The following is a 22,947-nucleotide window of genomic DNA, read 5'->3' on the forward strand; positions in this document are numbered from 1 at the left end:
GATCCATTCATGCAATTCGTTTGCCAGCCGGGCGGGACGGCGATAGAGCGGCGGGCAAGGAGTTTCCAGAAATGTTCAATGCAGATTTTCGCGAGGGATTGAAGAGCGGTTTCCCGATCGCCCTCTCCGCCGCCCCCTTCGGTGCGCTGTTCGGCGCGGTCGCCGTCGATAACGGGCTCAGCGTCACCGAAGCCACGATCATGAGCGGCACCGTCTATGCGGGCGCGAGCCAGCTCGTGGGTATCGAATTGTTCGGCCAGAAGGTTGCCCCCTGGCTGATCGTTCTATCCGTTTTCGCCGTCAATTTCCGCCATATCCTCTATTCGGCCGCCATTGCCCGGATGATCTCGAACTGGTCTTTCCTGCAGAAGGCCGCGGGCTTCTTCGTACTGGTCGATCCGCAATTCGCCGAATCGGTCAGAAAATACGAAAATACCGGCACGGTCGGCTTTTCCTGGTACATGGGCTTTGCAGCACCGGTCTATGTGCTGTGGCTGGCCATGACCATTCTCGGCGCATCGCTCGGCAATATGGTCGGCGATCCCAAAGCCATCGGTCTCGATGTGCTGCTGCCGATCTATTTCATGGGTATGGTCTTGAGCTTCCGCCAGCGGGAGAATTTCTACCCTGTCATGCTGGCAAGCGCGGTTGGTGCAACGGTCGCCTATCACATCGTCGGCTCGCCGTGGCATGTCAGCCTCGGCGCCGTCGCCGGAATTCTCGTCGCGGTCCTCTATCCACCGAAGCCGAATGGCACGGCGAATTCTGAAAGCGGGGTGGAAACGCCATGAGCGACATGCTGCATATCGATACGCTGATCCTGATCGCCCTCGCCGCCATCGCCACCTATCTGACCCGCATCGGCGGTTATGTGCTGATGACGCGGATGAAATCCATCCCGCCGCGCATGGAGGCGGGACTGAACGCCGTTCCCGTCGCGGTTTTGACCACGCTCGTCGCACCCGCCTTTTTCGAAGGCGGATACGAGGTGAAGATCGGCATGGTGGCAGCGCTTCTGGTCTGCCTGCGCTTTCCCGGCCTGACGATGCTGGCCATCGGCTGGGCCATCGTCATCGCCATCAGGCATTTCGGGCTGCTTTAAGCGACCCGCTCCAATGGCTTCGTGGCGGCAACGAGCCACGTCTTAACCTCCTCGTCGGTGATCAAGGGAGACAGCTTCTCCAGAACCCCGGCGTGATAGGCGTTCAGCCAGTCCAGTTCTTCATCGGTCAGGAGAGCGGCGACGACCAGCCTGCGGTCGATGGGGCACCAGGTCAGCGTCTCGAAGGAGAACATCGGCTGGTCGCCGCCGGCGACCTCTTCCGCCTCGCGGACATAGATGAGGTTCTCGATGCGGATGCCGAAAGCGCCGGGCCGGTAATAACCCGGCTCGTTGGACAGGATCATGCCGGGCAAAAGCTCCTGCGTCGAAAGCCGCGAAATACGCTGCGGCCCCTCATGCACCGAAAGATAGGAGCCAACGCCGTGGCCGGTGCCATGGGCGTAATCCGCTCCCGCCTTCCAGAGCGCGATGCGCGCCAGCGGATCGAGATCGCAACCGCGCGTTCCCTTCGGAAACCGCGCGGTGCTGATGCCGATCATGCCCTTCAGCACCAGTGTAAAGAAACGCTTCTGCTCTTCCGGAACGGCACCGATTGCGACGGTACGGGTGATATCCGTGGTGCCGTTGACATATTGCGCGCCGGAATCGACGAGAAACATCTCCCCCTCCGCAAGTGTGCGGTCGGTATCGGTGGTGACGCGGTAATGGATGATGGCGGCATGTTCGCCGGCACCTGAAATCGTATCGAAAGACACGTCCTTGAGCGGGTTTTGCAACCCCTGCCCCACCTTGACCCGAGCGGCCTCCAGCGCCTTGACGGCGGCGATTTCGGTAACGCTGCCCGGCTGCTGGCGGTCCAGCCAGCAGAGATATTCGACCATGGCCGCGCCATCCTGCACATGGGCGGCTGCCGAGCCGGCAAGCTCCGCCTTGTTCTTGCGCGCGCGCGGCAGGCGAACGGGATCGGCCTCCTCTATCAGCGAGCCGCCCGCCGCCGTGATTGCGCCGGTCAGCGCCACCGGAGTCAAATCCGCATCCACCATGACGCGGCCCTTGGCGCTGGCGATAGCATGCAGACGGTCAGCGATCTTCGACGGCGGCAATTGTGTCGCGAGCTGCGCCAGATAGGCCTCGGTCTCGATGCCGGTCTTGCGCTTGTCGAGAAAAATATCCGCCCTGCCGTCGGCATAGATGATGGCGCGGGCGAGCGGGTGCGGCGTATGCGGCACGTCGTTGCCGCGAACATTGAAAATCCAGGCGATGGACGACGGATCGGTGACCAGCAGGGCATCCGCATCCTTTGCCGAGACCGTCTCCGCCAGCGAGGCGATCTTTTCCTTCGCCAGCTTGCCGGTAAAGGCCTCCGGCTGGATGACGACGGGCTCCAGCGGCTCGGAGGGACGGTCCTGCCAAAGGGCATCGAGCGGGTTCTTTTCCAGAAGAACGACCGAACCGCCCTTGCCGGCAAGCACCTTTTCCAGCCGCTTCAACTCCGCGCCGGTGTGCAGCCACGGATCGATGCCGAGCCGGAAACCCTTTGGAGCATGTTCGGCCAGCCAGACGGAAGGCGGCGCGCCAACCAGATCGCCGCCGCTGAAGACCGATTGATCGACCTGCGACTTGAGCTGCGTCGTATAACGTCCATCGACAAAAACCACCGCCTCCGTGCGCGTCACCAGCGCAATGCCAGCGGAACCGGTAAAGCCGGTCAGCCAGGACAGGCGCTCGGCGCATTCCGGCACATATTCTCCCTGATATTCATCGGCGCGCGGCACCAGAAAACCGTCGATACCAAGGGCATCGAAACCGGCGCGCAGCGCCTCGACACGGGCCTTGCCGAATTGCGGCGCGGATTTGTTTTCGAAGGTCTGGAACATGGGCGTCTTTCGGGAACTGTCATGAGAAAAGCTGCAAGGTGCGCCGTCAAATCATTGGCGCGCAACGACAATGCCACGCGGACAAAGCCGGTTTCAAGCCATATATGACAGACCGGATCGCGGCGATAAATTGTGCATATTTTGCGAAATAAGTAATACTCAAGGCAAAGTGAGATGCAATAAACGCATACCTACCCTGAGATATCCCCTCTAACTAAACAAAAACACATCGCTTATCTTCAGATCAACACAGCGAGAGAGACACTCTCCTGGCAAACAAGGATTTGAAGCAATGGCAAAATCTTTCCTCCGCACCGCCTTCGATCGCGTCGTTGAAGCACGCGAGCGTCAGGTCAGCCGCCATGTCAACGCCGCCCTTCTGAACCTCGACGACAAGTCGCTGGAAGCGCTCGGCATGAACCGCGCCGATCTTCGTCGCAAGGCAAAGTCCAGCTACGTATTCTGATGATGTCCGGCGCGGCGATCCTCCCTCCACCGCGCCGAACAGGAATACGTCGACCCGCTTGAGCAAGCTCCTCCCATGCTCGCGGGTTTCCAGGCGGCGCGAAAGCGCCGCCTTTTCTTTTGCTCGAAAGGGATGTCGCCGCTGGTTCAGTCTTTGCGCAGATGCAGCGTGACCCAGCCGTTGCGCCAGATGGTGCGGACATGGGAAAGCCGGGCGCCATTATAGGCGGAAAGCACCTTCCAGCGCTGCGACGCCAGAATGCCGGACAGAATGACGGTGCCGCCGGGCGCCAGATGCGTGACGAGCTGCGGCGCCATCTTGATGAGCGGCCGGGCCAGAATATTGGCAATGATGAGATCGAACGGGCCGTGCTTGCGGAAGGCGTCCGAGTGGAAGCCCGGCGCGGTCTCCAGCGCCATCCCGGAGACGATGCCGTTCAGCCGCACATTCTCCTTCGCCACCTTGACGGCGATGGGGTCGATATCCGTCGCAAGCACGGGAATGGGACGCATCTTGCGCACGGCAATTGCCAGAACGCCGCTGCCGGTGCCGAGATCCAGCGCATTGCGCACGGTCCGCGCCCGCAGAACCTCCTCGATCATCTCAAGGCAACCGGCCGTCGTGCCGTGATGGCCGGTGCCGAAAGCCTGTCCCGCCTCGATTTCGATCGCCAGATCGTTCGCCCGCACCTTGTCGCGATCATGGGCGCCATGCACGATGAAACGCCCTGCGCGCACCGGCTTCAGCCCCTCGAGCGACTTGGCGATCCAGTCGACATCAGGAACGATCTCCTTCTCGATGACGAGCCCGGGAAAGGCGGGAGCAAGCAGGGCGCTGACACGCTCGCGGAACTCTTCCTCCTGCTCGGCCATCAGATAGACCGAGGCTTCCCAGATATCGCGCTTCTCATCCACCTCGGTCGTGGCAATCGCGACATCCTCCTCGCCGAAATAGTCCGACATGAGATCGAGGATTTCACCCGCCTGGATTTCGGTCGTGGTGACGTAAAGTCGGATTTCGCTCACGGCGGGCTGCTTTCTCTGGATGAGGTTATTGTTCTTGCCTTTGCCACAAAACCTCGGCCAGTCCAATAAGCCCGGCGCAATTATGCCGCCTCTATCAGCCCTTCAGAAGATTCTGGAGCTTCTGCTCGGCAACTTCGGGGTTCTCACCATAAGCAATGGTGCCGGAAAAGCGGCCATTGGCATCCAGCAGGATGACGGACGCCGTGTGATCCATGGTGTAATCGCCATTCGGATCCTTCTCGTCCACCGGCACCTTCTTGGCATAGATGCGGTAGCCCTTCAGCGTCTCGGCGATCTTGTCGGCCGGGCCGGTGATGCCGGTGATGCGCTTCGAGACGTTGGAGACATATTGCTGCATGATTTCAGGCGTATCGCGCTCGGGATCGACGGAGACGAAATAGGCCTGCAGCTTGTCGCCGGCCGGGTCCACCTTCTCCATCCAGCCGTTCAGTTCGAACAGGGTTGTCGGGCAGACTTCCGGGCAATGGGTGAAACCGAAGAACAGCGCTGTCGGCTTGCCCTGAAAGGCCTTTTCGGTGATCGGCTGGCCGTTTTGCGCCGTGAGTTGGAAGGGCACGCCATAGGCCGTCTCCACCATTTCATTACGCGTCTTCGTCATTTCGATCGTCAACCAGCTGACAACGCCGGCGAGAACGAGCACAACGGCCCACAATACGATGCGAATATTTCTCATTGTCCAATCCTACCCCGAAAGCCGGCGGCACATCGCAGGCCCTGGCAGACAGATAACGAAAGGCGACGGGGACGGCAAATCAACTGGGCGTATTTGCGGGAACCGCGCTGATTTGTCACAAATCCGCAGCCGGAAAACGCCTCACAGGCACCAGGCGATGCCGCTCTGTACCGTGGACAGGAAAATATCCGTGCCGTGCCGCACCCAGCCGTCAAAGGCAAGAAGCACGATGGCAAGCGAGGCCACAGCCGCAAGACTAGCCAGAATAAACTTCAGCGGATGGGAAACGAGTGCGTTCATATGCCCATCATAACCTGTTTGCGTGAGCGCGAAAACCGCCAAAATACTGGGTTTTGCCGGCGCAGCAGCAGCAATTGTTAGGGAAAGTTTAAAATCTTGCTGCGCATTATGACCATAGCGGTTTTTAAGCCTCGACATGATGTCTCCCGGTCCATTCTCCGGCCACCGCATAAAGCTCAATCCTGCGTGGGCCTGTTAGAGAGCCATCAGAGGAAACCTGCCGTCATGTCCAACGCCATCAAGCAATCCGGCGCATATCTCGAAATCGTTTCCTTCCATCTGGGCGATCAGGAATTCTGCATCGACATCATGGCGATCCGCGAAATCCGCGGCTGGGCGCCGGTTACCCCGATGCCGCACACCCCGCCTTATGTTCTCGGCCTTATCAACCTGCGCGGCGCCGTCATCCCCGTCATCGACATGGCTGGCCGCCTCGGCATGAAAATGACCGAACCGTCCGAACGCTCCGCCATCATCGTCACCGATATCGGCGGCAAGCTGGTCGGCCTGCTGGTGGAACAGGTCTCCGACATGATGACCATCCGCTCCGAAGACCTGCAGCCCGCACCCGATATCATTCCGGAAGAGCAGCGCAGCTTCTGCCGCGGCATCGTGGCGCTGGAAAAGAGCATGGTCTGCTTCCTCAACCTCGACACCGTGATTGCGGACGAGCTGGCACGCGAAGCGGCCTGATCAAGGCTGGCTATTGCCTCTTGATAGGATTTGGAGCGCCTGGCGCCAGCGCCGTTGAAGCGGCGCGGGTTGCATAGTCTGGCAGTCCCGTTTCAGAAGTACTCCGTCACCCCGGACCTGATCCGGGGTCCAGCGCGATCAAGTCCTTGATCGCAAAAGACTCTTTCACGGCGCAGACGCGCCGTGGCTGGATGCCGGATCAAGTCCGGCATGACGGACAGGGTCGGACAAAATCTCACGGCTTGCCCTTTTGCCATGTGACCTGCTGGTTATAAAGCGGCACCGTGGAAATCGCCATCTTGGCCGAACCGTCGGTCAGCTCCCGCGCATGCACCAGATAGATCAGCGTATCGTTCGCCCTGTCATAGACGCGGCTGACGACGAGCTTCTTCCAGACCAGCGACATGCCCTGCCGGAACACCTCTTCCCCGCCCTTCGACAGATCAATGTCGCCGATCTCCACCGGCCCCGTCTGGCTGCAGGAAATGGCATTGTTGGAAGGGTCTTCGAACCAGTTGCCGTTTTTCAGGCGGTCGATGACGCCGCGCTCGAAATAGGTCACATGGCAGGTCACGCCCTTGATCTTGGGATCGGCGATCGCCTCGATGACGATATCGTTGCCGATCCAGTCGACGCCGACCTCTCCCACAACCTGCGAATGCGCCGCTGTCACCGGAAGCAATGCCAGAAAGCCCGCAAACAAACCCGACAGAGTTTTCATCGTCATCGCATCTTCTCCGTTACGCTGCTTCAAACATAGGTGGAAGCCACCGTTACGCAACCCGTGAGACGGCGCGTTTTTTCATGCTGCAGGGCTGGTAACCGGTGGAGGTGAGACGCCCCGCGACCATGCCGATCTTTTCCGGCAGATCGCGGATATGGGCGACGCGCAAGGCCTTGGCCGCCGCAATCGAAGCGGCCGCGCAGACAACGGCGTCTTCGGCGGCATTGTGATGCACGAAACGCAGCTGCAGGTGATGGGCGATGACATTCAGCTTGTGCGAAGCCAGATTGGGCCAGACATGCCGGGCAATCTTGACGCTGCACAGATAGGAAAGATCGGGATAGGACTGCCGGTATTTATCGAAGGACGCCCGCATGACGCTGAAATCGAAGGCGGCATTGTGGGCGATCATGGTGGCGCCGTGGAAGTCGTCGATGAACTCCTCCATCACCTCGGGAAATTCCGGCGCATCTTCGACATCGGCCGGGCGGATGCCATGCACCGCGATGTTGAAGGGCGAAAACCGCATGTCCTTCGGCCGGATCAGCCGTTCCTCGACGCGAACGATCTCGCCGTCCTCTATCCACGCAAGCCCGACGGAGCAGGCGCTGCCCCGTTCCTCATTGGCGGTCTCGAAATCGATGGCGATGGTTTTCAAGAGTGATTCCCGTTGTTTCATTCCGGCATAGACCGGATTGACGTCAAAGAGAACCGGCCTCGGCAGAACCCCCTTCCGAAAGCATCCAGTCAATGAGCGTCACCAGATCGGGATTATCCAGCATGCGCCGCGGATAAACGAGGAAATAGGCAAGCGTGCTGGCCATGTCCTTGCCGAAGGGCGCAATCAATGCGCCCTCCGCAAGTTCGCGGGAAACCAGAGAACGCCGGGTCAGCGCAATGCCGTGCCCGGCCTTGGCCGCATCCAGCGCACCATTGCTGTCGATGAAGACGGTGCCGCCGGAGGCATCCACCTCCGAAGCCCCCGCCGCCTCCAGCCAGCGCCGCCATTCATTGCGGTTTTCATCGTGCAGAAGCGGAATGGATTTCAGGTCCCCCGCCTCCTGAAGCGGCCCATATTTTTCCAGAAGCTGCGGCGAACAGACCGGCAGGGTGCTGTCATCGATGAAGCGGATGCTCTCCAGACCTTCATAACGACCGAACCCGTGCCGTACCGCCAGATCGACATCGTCCCTCGAAAAATCCACCAATCGGTTCGTCACGCTGATGCGGACATCCACCTGCGGGTGTTGCTGCTGGAAGGCAGGCAATCGCGGCATCAGCCATTGCACGGCGAAGGTCGGTGTACAGCTAAGCGTCAGAACCGTAATCTCGGAGCGCGCCGTCAGTTCCGCCGTCGCCTCGCGCATCATCCGGAAGGCGGTGCGAAGCGCGCCGTAATAACGCTCCCCCTCCCGCGTCAGCTGGATGCTGCGCGGCTTGCGGAAAAATAATTGCACGCCAAGCCGCGCCTCCAGTTCCCGGATTTGCAGGCTGACGGCACCGGGCGTGACATTCAACTCATTGGAAGCAAGCGTGACACTGCGATACCGTGCCGCGGCCTCGAAGGCCTGCAACCCTTTCAAAGACGGAAGTTCGGCTGCCATGGTTTAGCTCATCTCAATTATCGAACGAGAAACAATCGTTTGAAAACACCATAAAACAGGGAGTAAATAGACGCAACAAGACCTGAAACGCAGTTAAAACCATCCATCTCCAGTTTGAGCTAAGCTCAACTGATATCGGGTGGATGGCGACGAGCCCGCCTGCGATCATGTCGATACTCATGCTTTTGGGAGATGACGATGGCGATACAGAAACAGATGGATGCCGGTGAATGGGCGATGCTTGTCGCGCTTTCGCTTCTCTGGGGCGGATCGTTCTTTTTCATCGGTGTCGCCGTCAAGGAACTACCGCCTGTCACCATCGTCACGCTGCGCGTCAGCCTGGCGGCAATCGCACTTCTGATCGTCTGCCGCATCATGGGGCTTCGCCTGCCGCGCGAATGGGCGGTGTGGCGCGCCTTTTTCGGTATGGGTCTGCTCAACAACATCATTCCCTTCTGCCTGATCGTCTGGGGCCAGACGCATATTGCCAGCGGACTAGCCTCGATTCTTAATGCCACCACACCTCTCTTCACCGTCATCGTCGCCCATTTTCTGACCGCCGACGAGAAGATGACCGGCAACAAGCTCACCGGCGTGTTGATCGGCTTTGCCGGCGTGGCGATCATGATCGGCCCCGCTGCCTTCACCGGCTCATCCGGCCTCTGGGGCCAGATCGCCATTCTCGGCGCGGCCATCTCCTATTCCTTTGCGGGCATATTCGGCCGCCGTTTCAAGGCCATGGGCGTGCCGCCGCTGATGACCGCGACCGGCCAGATCTCCTCTTCGACACTGATGCTCATCCCGGCCGCCCTCCTCATCGATAAACCATGGACGCTCGCCATGCCGGGCCTCGGAACCTGGGGCGCGCTTGTCGGCATCGCCCTCTTGTCGACAGCGCTCGCCTATCTGATCTTCTTCCGCATCCTCGCCAGCGCCGGCGCCACCAACCTCGCCCTCGTCACCTTCCTCATTCCCGTCAGCGCCATCCTGCTCGGTTCGCTGCTCCTCGGAGAGCAACTGGAGATGAAGCACTTCGCCGGCATGGCAATGATCGCCGCCGGTCTTGCCGCGATCGACGGCAGGCTGCCGGCAAAACTCAGAAGCCTGCTGCGCAACGCACCCGCTTGACAGGACCATGCGGCAAAAGCATCCTGCGCGCATGATCGCAACGAAACAGAACATCACCCTTCGCCATACCATCACCGGCCACCCGGCGGGGAGAGGTATGTCGTCGCGTTAAGCGATCCATTTCCACCCTGCCACTAGAGCAGGGTTCGCAAGCCTGCTCCCATACGCCCAAGGAGACAGGCACGCAGAACATGAAATTTGCCGACAATGAAGAATCTCAATTCAGCTTGAACGAAGTCGTCCTGCGTGCGGCGCGCCTGGACGATGCGGGAGCCCTGACCGAAATGTTCAACCTGCCCGGCGTCCGTCACGGCACGCTCCGACAGCCGTTTCAGTCCGTTGAAAAAACGCGAAAATCGATGGAAAACCGCGGCCCGAACGATATCGCCATCGTTGGCGAATGGCGTGAAAAGATCGTTGCCAATGCAGGACTGTTTCGCAGGGCGGGAAGACAGTCCCACATCGCCGATCTGGTGATCAGTGTCCACGACGATTTTGCGGGCAAGGGCGTCGGATCATATATCCTCGCGGCGTTGATCGACACGGCCGACAATTGGCACGATATACGCCGCATCGAGCTGAACGTCTTCACCGACAATCTCCCGGCAATCCGGCTTTACGAGAAATTCGGTTTCGAACGCGAAGGCACCCTGCGCAACGACGCCTATCGTGACGGAAAATATGTCGATGCCCACGTGATGGCGCGTCTTCGATAGTTCCGGTCAGTTATCCAGGTGATCCGCAAACACTTCCCGAATGGTCCGCCGCGACCATTCGGCCATTTTGTCGTTACGTCCGCGCTCCGCATCCAGCACGATCAAAGCCTTCCACAGCGCCCAGCCGCGCCCGCGCTGCCATGTCGCCTCATCCAGCTCCAGCGCCCGGCGAAAAACGGCGCGGCTTTCGGCATCGAGCACATTCCACGCGAGGATGAGATCGGAAGACGGATCGCCGACGCCGGAACTGCCGAAATCGATGACGGCCGAAAGCCGGCCGTCCTTCACCAGCAGATTGCCCTCGGCAATGTCTCCATGCACCCACACTCCCTGCTTCCGCCAATGGCTCGAAAGCGCAAGCTGCCATATCTCCATGGCCAGCGCCTGATCCACCTCATCGGCAAGCCGCGCCGCCGAAGCCTTCGCCTCCCCGTCATAGACAGAAAGCGAGCCGCCGCGATGGAAGTTATGTGCACCTGCGGGTGGGCCATCCGAAGCATCCACCTCGTGCAATGCCCTTAAAAACGCGGCAACATCGATGGCGATGGTTGAAAGATCAACGCGATCCAGATACCGGGCGAGCGGTTCGCCCTCAAGCCAGCGATAGACGGACCAGCGAAACGGATAACCCTGTCCCGGCTGCGCGAGCGCCAACGGCGCAGGGATCGGAAAAGGCAGGAGCGGCGCAAGCGCCGGCAGCCACCGATGCTCCTTCTCCACCTGCGCAACATACCGGGCGGCACTTGGCATGCGGATCAGCATGTCATCGCCAAGACGGAAGCTGCGATTGTCCCAGCCGCTCAGTTCCACCGGCCGGATATTTAACCCCGCCCATTGCGGAAACTGGCTGTCAACCAGCGCCCGGACCTGCTCTGTGTTGACGACAATGCGGTCATCCATGCTGTGCTCTCCGTGTCAGGCGCAAAGCTCTAGCGGCAGATGACAACATTGCCATGACGGTGCATCAGCCGCCGATCAAGGCCAGCCATTCGTCCTCATCCATGGTCTGCACGCCCAGTTCCGTGGCCTTGGCAAGCTTCGACCCGGCTCCCGGCCCTGCCACCAGAATATCGGTCTTTTTCGAAACGGAACCGGCAACCTTGGCGCCCAGACTTTCGGCGCGCGCCTTCGCCTCGTCCCGGGTAAATTTCTCCAGCGAGCCGGTAAACACCACCGTCTTGCCGGCCACCGGACTGCCATCGGTCGAGGGCTTTTCGGCCTCCTTCGGGCGAAGCTCCCGTATCAGCCGGTCGATGACATCGAGATTGCGCGGCTCCTTGTAGAATTCGATGATGGCGCGGGCCACCACCTCGCCGATGCCGTCGATGCTGTTGAGTTCGACCCAGGCATCGCTCGCCGGGTCGGCTGCCGCCTTCATGCTCTCTTCGAAATGCTCATAGGTGCCATAGGAGCGCGCCAGAAGCTTCGCCGTGGTCTCACCCACATGGCGGATGCCGAGCGCGAAGATCAGGCGGTGCAGATCGATTTCGCGGCGGGCATCGATGGCGTCGAACAGCTTTCTGACGCTGACCTTGCCGAAGCCGTCGATATTCTCGAGCTTGGTCAGATGCGAGGCTTCCTGCCGCGCCTTGAGGGTGAAAATCTCAGGCGCAGTCTTGATCGAAAGCGCCGGATCGTCGCTTTCGAAGAAGAAGTCTATCTGCTTGGTGCCGAGGCCTTCGATATCGAAGGCATTGCGCGAGACGAAATGTTTCAGGTGCTCCACCGCCTGCGCCCGGCAGACGAACCCGCCCGTGCAGCGCGTGACCGAATCGAGCTTGCCGGTCTTCTCATTGCGCTCCCGCACCGCATGGCTGCCGCAGACCGGACATTTTTCCGGGAACGCATATTTCACTGCCTCGGCCGGGCGCTTTTCCAGAAGCACATCCAGCACCTGCGGAATGACGTCACCGGCGCGCTGCACGATCACCGTGTCGCCGATGCGAATATCGTGATCTTCGGGGCGGATGCGCTCGCCGCTATTGCCGATGCCTTCGATATAATCGGCATTGTGCAGCGTCGCATTGGTGACGACGACACCGCCGACGGTGATCGGGGTGAGACGTGCCACCGGCGTCAAGGCACCGGTGCGCCCCACCTGGATTTCGATATTCTCGACGGTGGTAAACGCCTGCTCGGCCGGAAATTTATGGGCGGTGGCCCAGCGCGGGCTGCGCGAGCGGAAGCCCAGCCGTTCCTGCAGATCGAGCCGGTCGACTTTATAGACCACGCCGTCGATATCGTAATCGAGATCGGGCCGTGCGACGCCGATTTCATTATAATGCTCAAGCAATTGCTCGGCGGAGGTGAATCGTTTCATCAGCGGATTGACCGGAAATCCCCACTCCCGGAATTTCTCGACGATGCCATATTGCGTATCGGCAATCCGCGCCGGCTGGCCGCCATTCGAAACCTCGCCCAGCGCATAGGCGAAGAACCGCAGTTTGCGTTTCGCCGTCACATTGGCGTCGAGCTGGCGCAGGGAACCGGATGCCGTGTTGCGCGGGTTCACATAGGTCTGCTTGCCTTCGGCCTCCATCTGGGCATTGAGCGCCAGAAAGTCGCTCTTGGCCATATAGACCTCGCCGCGCACTTCCACCACATCGGGCGCATCGGCGGGCAGCTCGTTCGGAATTTCCTTGATGGTCCTGATATTGGCGGTGACATTCTCGCCCGTCGTGCCGTCACCGCGCGTCGCCGCCGTCTTCAGCCTGCGGTTCTCATAGCGGATGGACATGGAAAGCCCGTCGATCTTCGGCTCGGCGGTGAAGGCGATGGAATCGTCCGGCAGATGCCCGAGGAAGCGATAGACGGAACTCACGAAATCCCGCAAATCCTCTTCCGAAAACGTATTGTCGAGCGAAAGCATCGGCCGCGCATGCACAATGGGCGCAAAGGTCGGAAGCGGTGCGAAACCGACTTTTCTCGACGGGCTGTCGGCCCGTACCAGCGCCGGAAAAGCCGCCTCGATCGCATCGTTGCGTCGCTTCAGCGCGTCATAATCCGCGTCCGAAATCTCCGGCGCGTCCTTGCCGTGGTAAAGCGCATCATGGCGCGCAAGCTCAGCCGCCAGAAACGCAAGCTCGGAAGAGGCTTCAAGCTCGGTGAGGTTTTCGACGGATTTCTGGTCTTTCGACATGACGGCCTCTTTTGCGAATTACCGAACGCTTTTAGCCGAAATAACAAACATTAAAAACAGTTTTGCCGCTGGACTCACAAGCCGAATCCGCTCGCGCAACGCAGCGGGCAGCCGTCAGTCCTTGGCCGCCAGCAGGCGAGCCGCCGCAGCCCTCGCCTCGTCCGTCACCGACGCACCGGCAAGCATGCGGGCAATCTCTTCGGTGCGGTGTTTCGGCTCCATGGTGGCCACGCGCGTGGCGATACGCTCGCTGCCGTCGCCTGATGGTCCCTTGGAAATGAGAAGATGGGTCGCCGCCCGTGCCGCCACCTGCGGCGCATGGGTAACGGACAGAACCTGCACGGTTTTCGACAGGCGGCGCAACCGCTGGCCAATGGCATCCGCCACCGCGCCGCCGACACCCGTATCGATTTCATCGAACACCAAGGTCGGTGCCGAACCGCGATCCGCCAGCGCCACTTTCAGCGCCAGCAGGAAGCGGGACAATTCACCACCCGAGGCCACCTTCATGATCGGTCCCGGCCGTGTGCCCGGATTTGTCTGGACGTGGAATTCCACCGTGTCGATGCCGTCGGCCGTCGCCTGTTCGGCATCGGAGGTCACCTCGACGGTAAACCGCGCCCGCTCCAGCTTCAGTGCCGGCAGTTCTGCCATCACCGCATTGGAAAGCGCATCCGCCGCGTGGCGGCGTTTGTCGGAAAGCGATTGCGCGGCACGGTCGAAATCGGCCTTCACCACCCCGAGATTGGCCTCGAGCTTGCCGAGCTTTTCTTCGCCGGCATCGAGATCGGCGAGATCGGCCACCATTTTTTCGGCGAGAGCCGGCAGATCGGGCACGGCAACATTATATTTGCGCCCGGCGGCACGCAGCGCAAACAGCCGCTCCTCCACCCGCTCCAGCTCACGCGGATCGAATTCGGTGCGGCGCAGCGCCGCCTCCACTTCCATCTGCGCATTGGAAAGGCTGTCGAGCGCGGCGTCCAGCAATTGCACGGTGTCTTCCAGCAAGCCCGGCGCTTCATGGCTCTTGCGCTCTAGACGCCGCATCATCGAGGCGATGACAGGCACAGGCGAGGCATTGCCATTCAGGAACTCGCTGGCCTCGGCGATATCGCCGGCAATGCGTTCGGATTTCTGCATCACCGCCCGGCGTTCGGCCAGTTCATCCTCTTCACCGTCGCGCGGCGAAAGCGTTTCCAGTTCCTCGACGGAAGAGCGAAGGTAATCCGCCTCGCGCGCCGCCGCCTCCACCTTGGCGCGGTGCGTCTTCAGCGCACGCTCGGCATCCTTCCAGGTGCGGTATAAGCCCTGAACGGCACGAGCCTCATCGCTCAGCCCGGCAAAGGCGTCCAGCAGCGTGCGGTGTGCATCGGTATCGACAAGCGCGCGATCATCATGCTGACCATGGATTTCGACCAGCAATTGCCCGAGCTGGCGCATCATCTGCACGCTGATGGCCTGATCGTTGATATAGGCCTTGGTGCGACCGTCAGAGGACTGCACCCGGCGGAAAATCAGGTCGCCATCGTCGTCGAGACCGTTTTCACGCAGGAGAAGCCGTGTCGGGTGATTGTTCGGGACTTCGAAGGTGGCGGTGACCTGCCCCTTCTCTTCCCCGTGCCGCACAAGGCCGCCATCGCCGCGCCCGCCAAGCGCGAGCGAAAGGCTGTCGAGAAGAATGGATTTGCCCGCACCCGTCTCGCCCGTCAACACGGAAAGGCCCGCCTCGAAACCGAGGTCGAGCCTTTCGATGAGAACGATATCGCGAATCGAGAGCTGGACCAGCATGGCCTATGCCCCGTCTCAGGCGCCGATGAGCTTCTTGCCGGCGCGCGAAATCCAGGACCCCTTGTTTTCCCGCGGCTCCAGCCCGCTGCCCTTCAGCAGCTTGTAGGAATCCGAATACCATTGGCTGTCAGGATAGTTGTTGCCGAGAACGGCCGCCGCGGTCTGCGCTTCGTCCACCAGGCCCATCGCGTAATAGGCTTCAGTCAGACGCGCCAGCGCTTCCTCGATCTGGTTGGTGTTCTGGTACTGCTCGACGACGATGCGGAAACGCGAAACGGCGGCGAGGTATTCCTTGCGCTCAAGATAATAACGGCCGACCTGCATTTCGCGGCCGGCGAGCTGGTCGCGGGCGAAACGAATTTTGGCCTGCGCGTCGGCGACATATTCCGAATCGGGATAGTCGTTGACGACCTTGTTCATCGCCTCGACGGTGCGCTGCGCGGCGCGCTGGTCCTGCGTGACGTCGGAAATCTGCTTCGAATAGGCAAGACCGATCATGTATTGAACGTAAGCGGCATCCTTGGAGCGCGGATATTGCCGCAGGAACCGGCTGCCCTTGGTAATGGCCACATCGTTCTTGTTGGTGCGCGTGGCAATGAAGGTCTGCATCACCAGCGCCTTCTGGCCCCATTCGGTGAAGGGATACTGCTTGTCGATCGCCTCGAACTTGCGTGAGGCTTCCGTCATGTTGCCGGCGTTCATGTTGGCAAGCCCCTGCTTGTACAGAACATCCGGCGGATCGGTCTCGACGCCGAGCTTGGTGATGTCGATATCCGGATCGGACTGGCAGGCCGTGACGGCGACACTCGCGCCGACCAACATCAACGAGACGGCGATCCCCCGCATCGTACCCTTCATTGCACCAGACCCTACATGCTTCATTCGACAGTTCCCACTTCCCGCGCAAATACATAAGCATCGGCTTTGCACTGGCGTTCTAGCCATAAAAGCATCCGCAGGGCAACGCAATGATGACGCATTAACGCATTTTTATGGCATCGACCCGTGCAATCGCATGAATATCAGGCGATATTACGCAACTTCTTGTTCGCATCGCGAAAAAGCCGCCCCAAAGGGAGCGGCTTTTTCTGTCAATTGATAGCCTGCGAAGGAATTCACGCAGACCAGGGTGCGAATTCCGGCATGTTGACCGCAACGAATTCGCGGGCGCGCACCATCTGGTTGCGGGCAGCCGGCGCTTCGACGATCTCATAGGCGGTGCGGTCGCTCAAAAGCGCCTTCAGCGCATTGGCATTGACCTTGTGGCCGCCGCGATAGGAGCGGTAGCAGCCGATGAACTGCGCGCCGGCAAGCGCCAGGTCGCCCACGGCGTCCAGCGTCTTGTGACGGACGAATTCGTCCTTGGCGTAACGCAGGCCTTCCATGTTGATGACGCTGTTGTCGTCGGAGATGACGACCGAGTTCTCAAGCGAGGAGCCGAGCGCATAACCGGCGGCCCACAGGCGCTCCACATCACGCATGAAGCCGAAGGTGCGCGCGCGCGACAGTTCGTTCTTGAAGCTGTCCGCCGTCAGGTCGCCCTTCCAGGACTGCTTGCCGATCAGCGGCGTGTCGAAATCGATGTCGACCTCGAAGCGCGTACCGTCATAGGGACGGAATTCCGCCCAGGAGGCGCCCGAATCGATGCGCACCGGCTTGGTGACGCGAATATAACGGCGCTTCACGCCGAGGCTCTTGATGCCGACCGATTCGATCGCTTCGATGAAAGGTGCGGAGCTGCCGTCCATGATCGGTGCTTCCGGACCGTCGACTTCAACGATGAGGTTATCGAGGCCCATGGCGTAGATGGCAGCCATGACGTGCTCGATCGTCGCCACCGACTGGGAAAGCGAACGGCCGAGCACGGTGCACAGGTCGGTATTGCCGACATTGGCCGAAACCGCCTTCAACTCGGTAACGCTGCCATTGTCATGAAGGCGGTGGAAGACGATGCCCGTCCCGGCTTCTGCGGGCTGGAAGGTCATCGAAACCGGATTGCCGGAATGCACGCCAATGCCTTTGAGCTGAACAGCATTTGCGATAGTTGTCTGAAATCCGAGCAGTCCGATAGTCATGCGAATATGCCTTGTTTTGCAAACCGCGCCGCTTGAGCGCCGTTCAAGTTTTCGAGCCGGTCTGGCAACCGGCCAAGTCCGTGTTTTCCTTTACCCAGCCTCATACATACGCACATGTAGGTGCCACGACAAATCACTGTTCGTTTCGGATTGTTACACGCGTAAACCTTTGAAAATACGAATTAATTTAGTGTTAATAACGTAAAATAAACAAAACGCCCGGATCGTGAAACCCGGGCGTTCGAAGAGGCGGATGGAATCGCCCTTAGTTGGACTGGCGGCGCAGGAAGGCCGGGATTTCCAGCTGGTCGTCGTCGTGGTGGCTGGCCGAAGAAGGCGTTGCACGGCCGTGATCGTCAAGCTGGCCACGACGCGGTGCGTAGAGGCTGGCTTCCGGCGAAAGCGGGGCGCGGCGCTGCTGCGGCGCCATGCTCGGCGCATCCATCATGTCGGAGGGAACTTCTTCTTCTTCGCGGCGGCCAAGCGAGTTGGTGATGCGCTTCAGAAGACCCATCGGGCCACGCTCTTCCTGGGCGGCAGGAGCAGCATGGGTGCGGTGGTCCAGCTCGGCCTTCACGACCGGCGGGAAGTCTTCCACCTTCGGCATGCGTACCGGCTCGGGCTGGCGGGCAACCGGTGCGGGTTCCTGATAAACAGGAGCCTGCGGCTGCTGCATGCGCGGCGCCGGAGCGGCAACCTGTTCCGGAGCATGGTAGACGGGCGCCGGAGTGACCGGTGCCGGAGCGGCCTGCTGAACCGGCTGAGCCGGACGGAGAGCCGCCGGCGCTTCAGCCGGAGAAGATGCGAACAGCTTGCTCTGCGGACGGAAATCCTGAGCCGGCTGCTGGTGTGCGGCGAAACCGAGTTCGCGTTCCATTTCGGCTTCCGCCGAACGGATGGTCTGGGCGATCGGGTCTACGGCCTTCTGTGCCTGCGATACTGCTGGAGCAGGCTGAACTGCGGCCGGAGCGGAAGCAACGGCCGCGGAAGGACGGATAAGCGGCTTGGCAACGGCTGCTGCGGCACGCATATCGGCAACGTTCTGCTCGCCGACGCCAGCAACGCGGTCGATGCCGGTCGCCACGACGGAGACGCGGATGAGACCTTCCAGGGCTTCGTCGAAGGTTGCGCCGAGGATGATGTTGGCGTCCGGATCGACTTCTTCGCGGATACGGGTGGCCGCTTCGTCGACTTCGAACAGGGTAAGATCGCGACCGCCGGTGATGGAGATCAGCAGGCCCTGTGCGCCCTTCATCGAGGTTTCGTCGAGCAGCGGGTTGGCGATTGCCGCTTCCGCAGCCTGCATCGCACGGCCCGGACCGGAAGCCTCGCCGGTGCCCATCATCGCGCGGCCCATTTCGCGCATGACCGAGCGAACGTCGGCGAAGTCGAGGTTGATGAGACCTTCCTTCACCATCAGATCGGTGATGCAGGCAACGCCGGAGTAGAGAACCTGGTCGGCCATGGCGAAGGCGTCGGCAAATGTCGTCTTGTCGTTGGCAATACGGAAGAGGTTCTGGTTCGGAATGACGATCAGCGTATCAACGGACTTCTGCAGTTCCTCGATGCCCTGTTCGGCAAGACGCATGCGGCGGCCGCCTTCGAAATGGAAAGGCTTGGTGACGACGCCGACCGTCAGGATGCCCTTGTTGCGGGCAGCCTGTGCAACGACAGGGGCAGCACCGGTACCGGTGCCGCCGCCCATGCCAGCGGTGACGAAGCACATGTGGGTGCCGTTCAGGTGGTCGATGATCTCGTCGATGCATTCTTCAGCGGCGGCGCGGCCGACTTCCGGCTGGGAACCGGCGCCGAGGCCTTCGGTGACGTTGACGCCGAGCTGGATGACCCGGTCTGCCTTCGTCATGGTCAGCGCCTGGGCATCCGTGTTGGCGACGACGAAATCGACACCCTGGAGGCCAGCCGTGATCATGTTGTTGACAGCGTTACCGCCGCCGCCGCCAACACCGAAAACGGTGATGCGTGGCTTCAGCTCGGTGATATCAGGCTTTTGCAGCTGTATCGTCATTTTAGCATTCCTTCTTTCTCTGGCCGCATCGCCCCGCTGGCCGATTCTTGAAAACTCAACTCTGAAACCTCCGGCTTACGCCACGAGGCCACTCAAAAACTCTCTTTCAGCCATTGCCCAACCCGGGCTATCCGGCCGCTGCCCGTACCAAACGGCGAGAACATTCCGCCTTGCGCCGCATGAATTTCGATGTCCGCCACCTGCGGATAGATCATCAGTCCGCAGGCGGTTGAGAATGCCGGTCCCTTCGCCGCTACCGGAAGACCGGCCACGCCCATGGGGCGGCCGATACGAACGTTGCGGGCGAGAATGCGCCGTGCCGTTTCCGGCAGTCCCGTCAGCTGGCTTGCGCCGCCGGTGAGGACCACGCGCTTGCCGACAATGGGGCTGAAGCCGGACTTCTGGATACGATCACGGATCAATTCCAGCGTCTCTTCGATACGCGCCCGCACGATGCGGGTTACAAGGGCTCTTGAAACTTGCGATGGTTGATCGCGATCATCTTCGCCAATCGGCGGGATCGAAATCATGTCGCGCTCATCCGCGCCATTCAGCAAAGCCGAACCATGCACCACCTTCAGTCTCTCCGCATCTTCGATTCGTGTCGAGAGGCCACGTGCAAGATCTGTCGTCACGTGATGGCCGCCAAGGCCGATCGCGTCGGTGTGAATGAGCCGGCCTTCGGCGAAAACCGAGATCGTCGTGGTGCCGCCGCCCATGTCGATGGCCGCGCAGCCGAGTTCGACTTCATCGTCCACCAGCGCTGCAAGACCGCTGGCATAGGGCGTCGCCACCATGCCTTCGACCGAAAGATGGGCGCGGTTGACGCAAAGCTCGAGGTTCTTCAGCGCCGTGCGCTCGACCGTCACAACATGCATGTCGACGCCGAGAAGGTCGCCATACATGGAGAGCGGATCGCGAATGCCACGCTCACCATCCAGCGAATAACCCGTCGGCAGCGAGTGCAGGATCGCCCGGTCCTGACGCATGGACTGCTGGCTTGCCGCCACCAGAACCTTGCGCAGATCGCTCGCTTCCACTTCCTGGCCGCCGAGATCGATGCTCGCGGTATAGATATCGCTTGCCAGCCGGCCGGCGGAAACATTGACGATCAGGCTGTCGACGGTGAGACCCGCCATGCGCTCGGCCGCATCGACAGACAGACGGATGACGCCCTCCAGCGCATCGAGATCGGCGATCACGCCTGACTTCACGCCGCGCGAGCGCTGGTGGCCGATGCCGATGATTTCGACCTTGTGGGTGCGGCCCGGCAGAATTTCGCTTTCCTGACGCGGCGTCAGCCGGCCGATCATGCATACGACCTTGGTCGAGCCGATATCCAGCACCGACACGATGTGGCTGCGCTTGGAGGAAAGCGGCTTCAGCCGAGGCAGGCCGAAATGGGAAGAACCGAATAAGCTCATGTGTTCTTCTCCGCCTTCTTGAGAGCCTTGGTGCGCGCATCGACGGCGGCCTGGCGGCGTTCCGTGGCACCCTCGGTCAGCTGGATCGTGGTGCGGTCCGCGAGCCTCAGATCAACCGCGGCGACATCGCGCGACAGCACCTTTTCCTCGAGATCGAGCCGCGCCAGCAATTGCAGCGCCTGCGGCAGGTTTTCTTCCGGCAGCTTGACCACGATGCCGTTATCGAGATGCAAGTCCCAGCGACGGCCGGCAATGCGGACATAGGCGCGGACACGATTGCGGATTTCCGGCCAGTCGGCCAGCTGCTCGACGAAACCGGCGGCACCCGTTTCCGCGTCGCGGCCGACGAAGAGCGGCAGGGCAGCGAATTTATTGTCCCGCAGCGGCGCAATCACGCTGCCGCTTTTTTCGATCAGCGACAGTTCCGTTCCATGCTGCCAGATACCGAAGGCCTGACGCTCCTTCAGCCGGACTTCCACGGTCTTGGGGTACACCTTGCGGATATCGACATCTTCCACCCAGGGAAGCTGCACCAGCTTGCGGCGTGCCGCATCGATATCGAGCGCGATCAGCGAGGTGCTGCCATCGAGGCCGAGAAGCTGGAACACTTCGATTTCGGAGGTCTGCAGATTGCCGGAAACCTTCACATCCTCGACCGCAAAGCCTGCGGCCGATGTCGTGGTCTGGGTAACGATATTCGTGTGTCCACCGAGCGACATGCCGTAAAGCCCGGTCACCGCGTAAAAGGCAACCGCCGAAATCGTACCGGTATGGGCAGGAATGTGAATGCGTCCGGTCGCAAGGCTGACACCGAAACGCACGAAGCGACGCAGAGGACGCGGCAACACCATGCGGTCGTCGGCGCTGGCCGCCGCCGCGAATTGTTCGCGCTTTTTTGCCGTCGACTTTTTGCCGATCACCGCAAACACGAAGCGTCCTCCACCATCCAGCTGACAAGGTTACCAAAGGAGCGGCCAGCATGGGCCGCCATTTCCGGCACCAGGGAGGTCGGCGTCATGCCCGGCTGCGTATTCACTTCAAGCCAGATAACTTCGCCATCTTCTGAGAAACGGTCGTCGTAACGAAAGTCTGAACGGCTTACGCCACGGCATCCGATCGCCCGATGCGCCATAACCGCCAGTGTTTGAATTTTTTGGTAAATTTTCGGTGAAATTTCTGCGGGAATGACATGTTTCGAGCCACCAGCCGCATATTTCGCATCATAATCATAGAAATTGTGACCGAGCGGCACCACTTCGGTGACGCCCAACGCCTCGCCGTCGAGTACACCGCAGGTCAGTTCGCGGCCGTGAATATAGCGCTCGACCATCACCTGATCGCCATAACGCCAATCGGACGAGGTGAGGATTTGCGGCGGATGCGACTGGTCTTCCTTGACGATCACGACACCGAAGCTCGAACCTTCGCGCACCGGCTTCACGACATAAGGGGGTGCAAGCGGATGTTCGCTGGTGAAATCGAAGCGGTTCATGACGCGCTCGGCGGCCACCGGGATGCCGGCAGCAGCGGCAACCTTCTTGGCCTGCGCCTTGTCCATGGCAAGCGCGGAAGCGAGCACGCCGGAATGCGTATAGGGAATGGCGAGATATTCGAGGATGCCCTGAATGGTGCCGTCTTCGCCAAAGGGACCGTGTAGCGCATTGAAAGCCACATCCGGGCGCAGCTCGGCAAGTACGGCAGCGACATCGCGCCCCACATCGACACGGGTGACCTTGTAGCCCTCGTCTTCCAGAGCCTGCGCGCAAGCGTTGCCCGACGAGAGGCTGACCGGCCGCTCCGACGAAAATCCACCCAAAAGAACAGCTACGTGCTTGCCGCTCATCGAACCCTCTGACACCAACTCTCCGTTACGAACCACGCTCCGAACCGACCGAATTTGACGGACGGTGATTCTGGCACATGACCCTTGAGATCAGTTAAACGCCATTAAGGTTAATGAATCGTTTACTTTCGTTAACCGCCGCGTCCAACGTGCCGAGTTTCGTTAAAGAATCAGCACCGATCCGGATTCCCTCCTTGGAATCAGAGAGTTGCATGGATTGCAACATGCAGGTTTTCAATGATCGGAAATAAAACGGCGCTCGCGCGTCTGCCGCTCCGCGATAAAGGCAAGGTCGAAACGTTAACAGACGGGATTATTCCCCAGGGAAAATTATCTGGCGTTTCAGCGTTTTAAAACCGCGG

General features: G+C 60.5%; 22 protein-coding genes. 6 read left to right on the forward strand and 16 right to left on the reverse strand.

Annotation, left to right across the window (positions count from 1 at the left end):
• Positions 1–71: 71 nt before the first annotated feature.
• The gene (locus EM858_RS16205; protein WP_080816508.1) at positions 72–791 is read left to right on the forward strand and encodes an AzlC family ABC transporter permease; all 720 of its coding nucleotides are present in this window, start codon (positions 72–74) and stop codon (positions 789–791) included.
• Positions 788–1,102, forward strand: a complete 315-nt coding sequence (locus tag EM858_RS16210) for an AzlD family protein (RefSeq protein WP_080790335.1) — start codon at positions 788–790, stop codon at positions 1,100–1,102. The genes EM858_RS16205 and EM858_RS16210 overlap by 4 nt, the downstream gene beginning before the upstream one ends.
• Here EM858_RS16210 and EM858_RS16215 read toward each other — a convergent pair.
• Positions 1,099–2,940: an aminopeptidase P family protein gene (locus EM858_RS16215; RefSeq protein ID WP_127757253.1), complete on the reverse strand. Its 1,842-nt coding sequence runs from the start codon at positions 2,938–2,940 to the stop codon at positions 1,099–1,101. The two genes, EM858_RS16210 and EM858_RS16215, sit on opposite strands and share 4 nt — an antisense overlap.
• 292 nt (positions 2,941–3,232) lie before the next feature.
• Between EM858_RS16215 and EM858_RS27160 the strand changes: the two genes are divergently transcribed.
• Complete coding sequence (locus EM858_RS27160) at positions 3,233–3,406, forward strand: hypothetical protein (RefSeq protein WP_003522343.1); 174 nt, start codon at positions 3,233–3,235, stop codon at positions 3,404–3,406.
• Between the two features lie 146 nt (positions 3,407–3,552).
• Here the strand turns inward: EM858_RS27160 and EM858_RS16225 are convergent, their stop codons facing one another.
• The 3 genes from EM858_RS16225 to EM858_RS16235 all read right to left on the reverse strand — a co-directional run bounded on the left by EM858_RS16225 (position 3,553) and on the right by EM858_RS16235 (position 5,563).
• On the reverse strand, positions 3,553–4,431 hold the full coding sequence (locus EM858_RS16225; protein ID WP_080818669.1) for a 50S ribosomal protein L11 methyltransferase: 879 nt from the start codon (positions 4,429–4,431) through the stop codon (positions 3,553–3,555).
• Between the two features lie 94 nt (positions 4,432–4,525).
• Positions 4,526–5,125: a cytochrome oxidase assembly protein Sco gene (gene sco / locus EM858_RS16230; RefSeq protein ID WP_003522341.1), complete on the reverse strand. Its 600-nt coding sequence runs from the start codon at positions 5,123–5,125 to the stop codon at positions 4,526–4,528.
• A gap of 141 nt (positions 5,126–5,266) precedes the next feature.
• Positions 5,267–5,563, reverse strand: a complete 297-nt coding sequence (locus EM858_RS16235) for a hypothetical protein (protein ID WP_236774905.1) — start codon at positions 5,561–5,563, stop codon at positions 5,267–5,269.
• A gap of 87 nt (positions 5,564–5,650) precedes the next feature.
• On the opposite strand from EM858_RS16235, the gene EM858_RS16240 reads away from it, so the two are divergent.
• Positions 5,651–6,118: a chemotaxis protein CheW gene (locus EM858_RS16240; protein ID WP_003522339.1), complete on the forward strand. Its 468-nt coding sequence runs from the start codon at positions 5,651–5,653 to the stop codon at positions 6,116–6,118.
• A gap of 235 nt (positions 6,119–6,353) precedes the next feature.
• Here EM858_RS16240 and EM858_RS16245 read toward each other — a convergent pair whose 3' ends face one another.
• From EM858_RS16245 to gcvA, 3 genes are read right to left on the reverse strand one after another with little or no spacing between them, the layout of a single operon-like run.
• Positions 6,354–6,845 (reverse strand): CreA family protein, encoded by a 492-nt coding sequence (locus EM858_RS16245; RefSeq protein ID WP_020810267.1) that lies wholly within the window; start codon positions 6,843–6,845, stop codon positions 6,354–6,356.
• A gap of 46 nt (positions 6,846–6,891) precedes the next feature.
• Positions 6,892–7,500: a 3'-5' exonuclease gene (locus tag EM858_RS16250; protein WP_127757254.1), complete on the reverse strand. Its 609-nt coding sequence runs from the start codon at positions 7,498–7,500 to the stop codon at positions 6,892–6,894.
• A 43-nt stretch (positions 7,501–7,543) separates the two neighbouring features.
• Entirely contained in the window at positions 7,544–8,446 is a 903-nt protein-coding gene (gene gcvA / locus EM858_RS16255; RefSeq protein ID WP_127757255.1) for a transcriptional regulator GcvA, read from the reverse strand.
• Between the two features lie 198 nt (positions 8,447–8,644).
• On the opposite strand from gcvA, the gene EM858_RS16260 reads away from it, so the two are divergent.
• Positions 8,645–9,574, forward strand: coding sequence for a DMT family transporter (locus tag EM858_RS16260; RefSeq protein ID WP_164865452.1), 930 nt, complete (start codon positions 8,645–8,647; stop codon positions 9,572–9,574).
• 191 nt (positions 9,575–9,765) lie between these two features.
• Positions 9,766–10,290, forward strand: a complete 525-nt coding sequence (locus EM858_RS16265) for a GNAT family N-acetyltransferase (RefSeq protein WP_127757256.1) — start codon at positions 9,766–9,768, stop codon at positions 10,288–10,290.
• Positions 10,291–10,296: 6 nt separating this feature from the next.
• Here the strand turns inward: EM858_RS16265 and EM858_RS16270 are convergent, their stop codons facing one another.
• The 9 genes from EM858_RS16270 to EM858_RS16310 form a co-directional block, all read right to left on the reverse strand.
• Positions 10,297–11,190, reverse strand: coding sequence for an aminoglycoside phosphotransferase family protein (locus EM858_RS16270; protein ID WP_127757257.1), 894 nt, complete (start codon positions 11,188–11,190; stop codon positions 10,297–10,299).
• A 64-nt stretch (positions 11,191–11,254) separates the two neighbouring features.
• On the reverse strand, positions 11,255–13,429 hold the full coding sequence (gene ligA / locus EM858_RS16275) for an NAD-dependent DNA ligase LigA (protein ID WP_127757258.1): 2,175 nt from the start codon (positions 13,427–13,429) through the stop codon (positions 11,255–11,257).
• 114 nt (positions 13,430–13,543) lie between these two features.
• Complete coding sequence (recN, locus tag EM858_RS16280) at positions 13,544–15,217, reverse strand: DNA repair protein RecN (RefSeq protein WP_020810274.1); 1,674 nt, start codon at positions 15,215–15,217, stop codon at positions 13,544–13,546.
• Positions 15,218–15,232: 15 nt separating this feature from the next.
• Positions 15,233–16,099: an outer membrane protein assembly factor BamD gene (locus tag EM858_RS16285; RefSeq protein WP_127757259.1), complete on the reverse strand. Its 867-nt coding sequence runs from the start codon at positions 16,097–16,099 to the stop codon at positions 15,233–15,235.
• 233 nt (positions 16,100–16,332) lie between these two features.
• Positions 16,333–17,292 carry a UDP-3-O-acyl-N-acetylglucosamine deacetylase gene (gene lpxC, locus EM858_RS16290; protein WP_127757260.1) on the reverse strand — a complete coding sequence of 320 codons (960 nt, stop codon included), beginning with the start codon at positions 17,290–17,292 and terminating at the stop codon, positions 16,333–16,335.
• Between the two features lie 265 nt (positions 17,293–17,557).
• Positions 17,558–19,318, reverse strand: a complete 1,761-nt coding sequence (gene ftsZ / locus EM858_RS16295) for a cell division protein FtsZ (protein WP_127757261.1) — start codon at positions 19,316–19,318, stop codon at positions 17,558–17,560.
• A gap of 92 nt (positions 19,319–19,410) precedes the next feature.
• Positions 19,411–20,742, reverse strand: coding sequence for a cell division protein FtsA (ftsA, locus tag EM858_RS16300; protein ID WP_003522206.1), 1,332 nt, complete (start codon positions 20,740–20,742; stop codon positions 19,411–19,413).
• The gene (locus EM858_RS16305; protein ID WP_271040151.1) at positions 20,739–21,662 is read right to left on the reverse strand and encodes a cell division protein FtsQ/DivIB; all 924 of its coding nucleotides are present in this window, start codon (positions 21,660–21,662) and stop codon (positions 20,739–20,741) included. The genes ftsA and EM858_RS16305 overlap by 4 nt, the downstream gene beginning before the upstream one ends.
• Positions 21,659–22,585: a D-alanine--D-alanine ligase gene (locus EM858_RS16310; RefSeq protein WP_127757262.1), complete on the reverse strand. Its 927-nt coding sequence runs from the start codon at positions 22,583–22,585 to the stop codon at positions 21,659–21,661. The genes EM858_RS16305 and EM858_RS16310 overlap by 4 nt, the downstream gene beginning before the upstream one ends.
• Positions 22,586–22,947 lie beyond the last annotated feature (362 nt).

It is taken from the genome of Agrobacterium sp. CNPSo 2736 (genome assembly GCF_004005385.1).
GTDB lineage: Bacteria > Pseudomonadota > Alphaproteobacteria > Rhizobiales > Rhizobiaceae > Agrobacterium > Agrobacterium leguminum.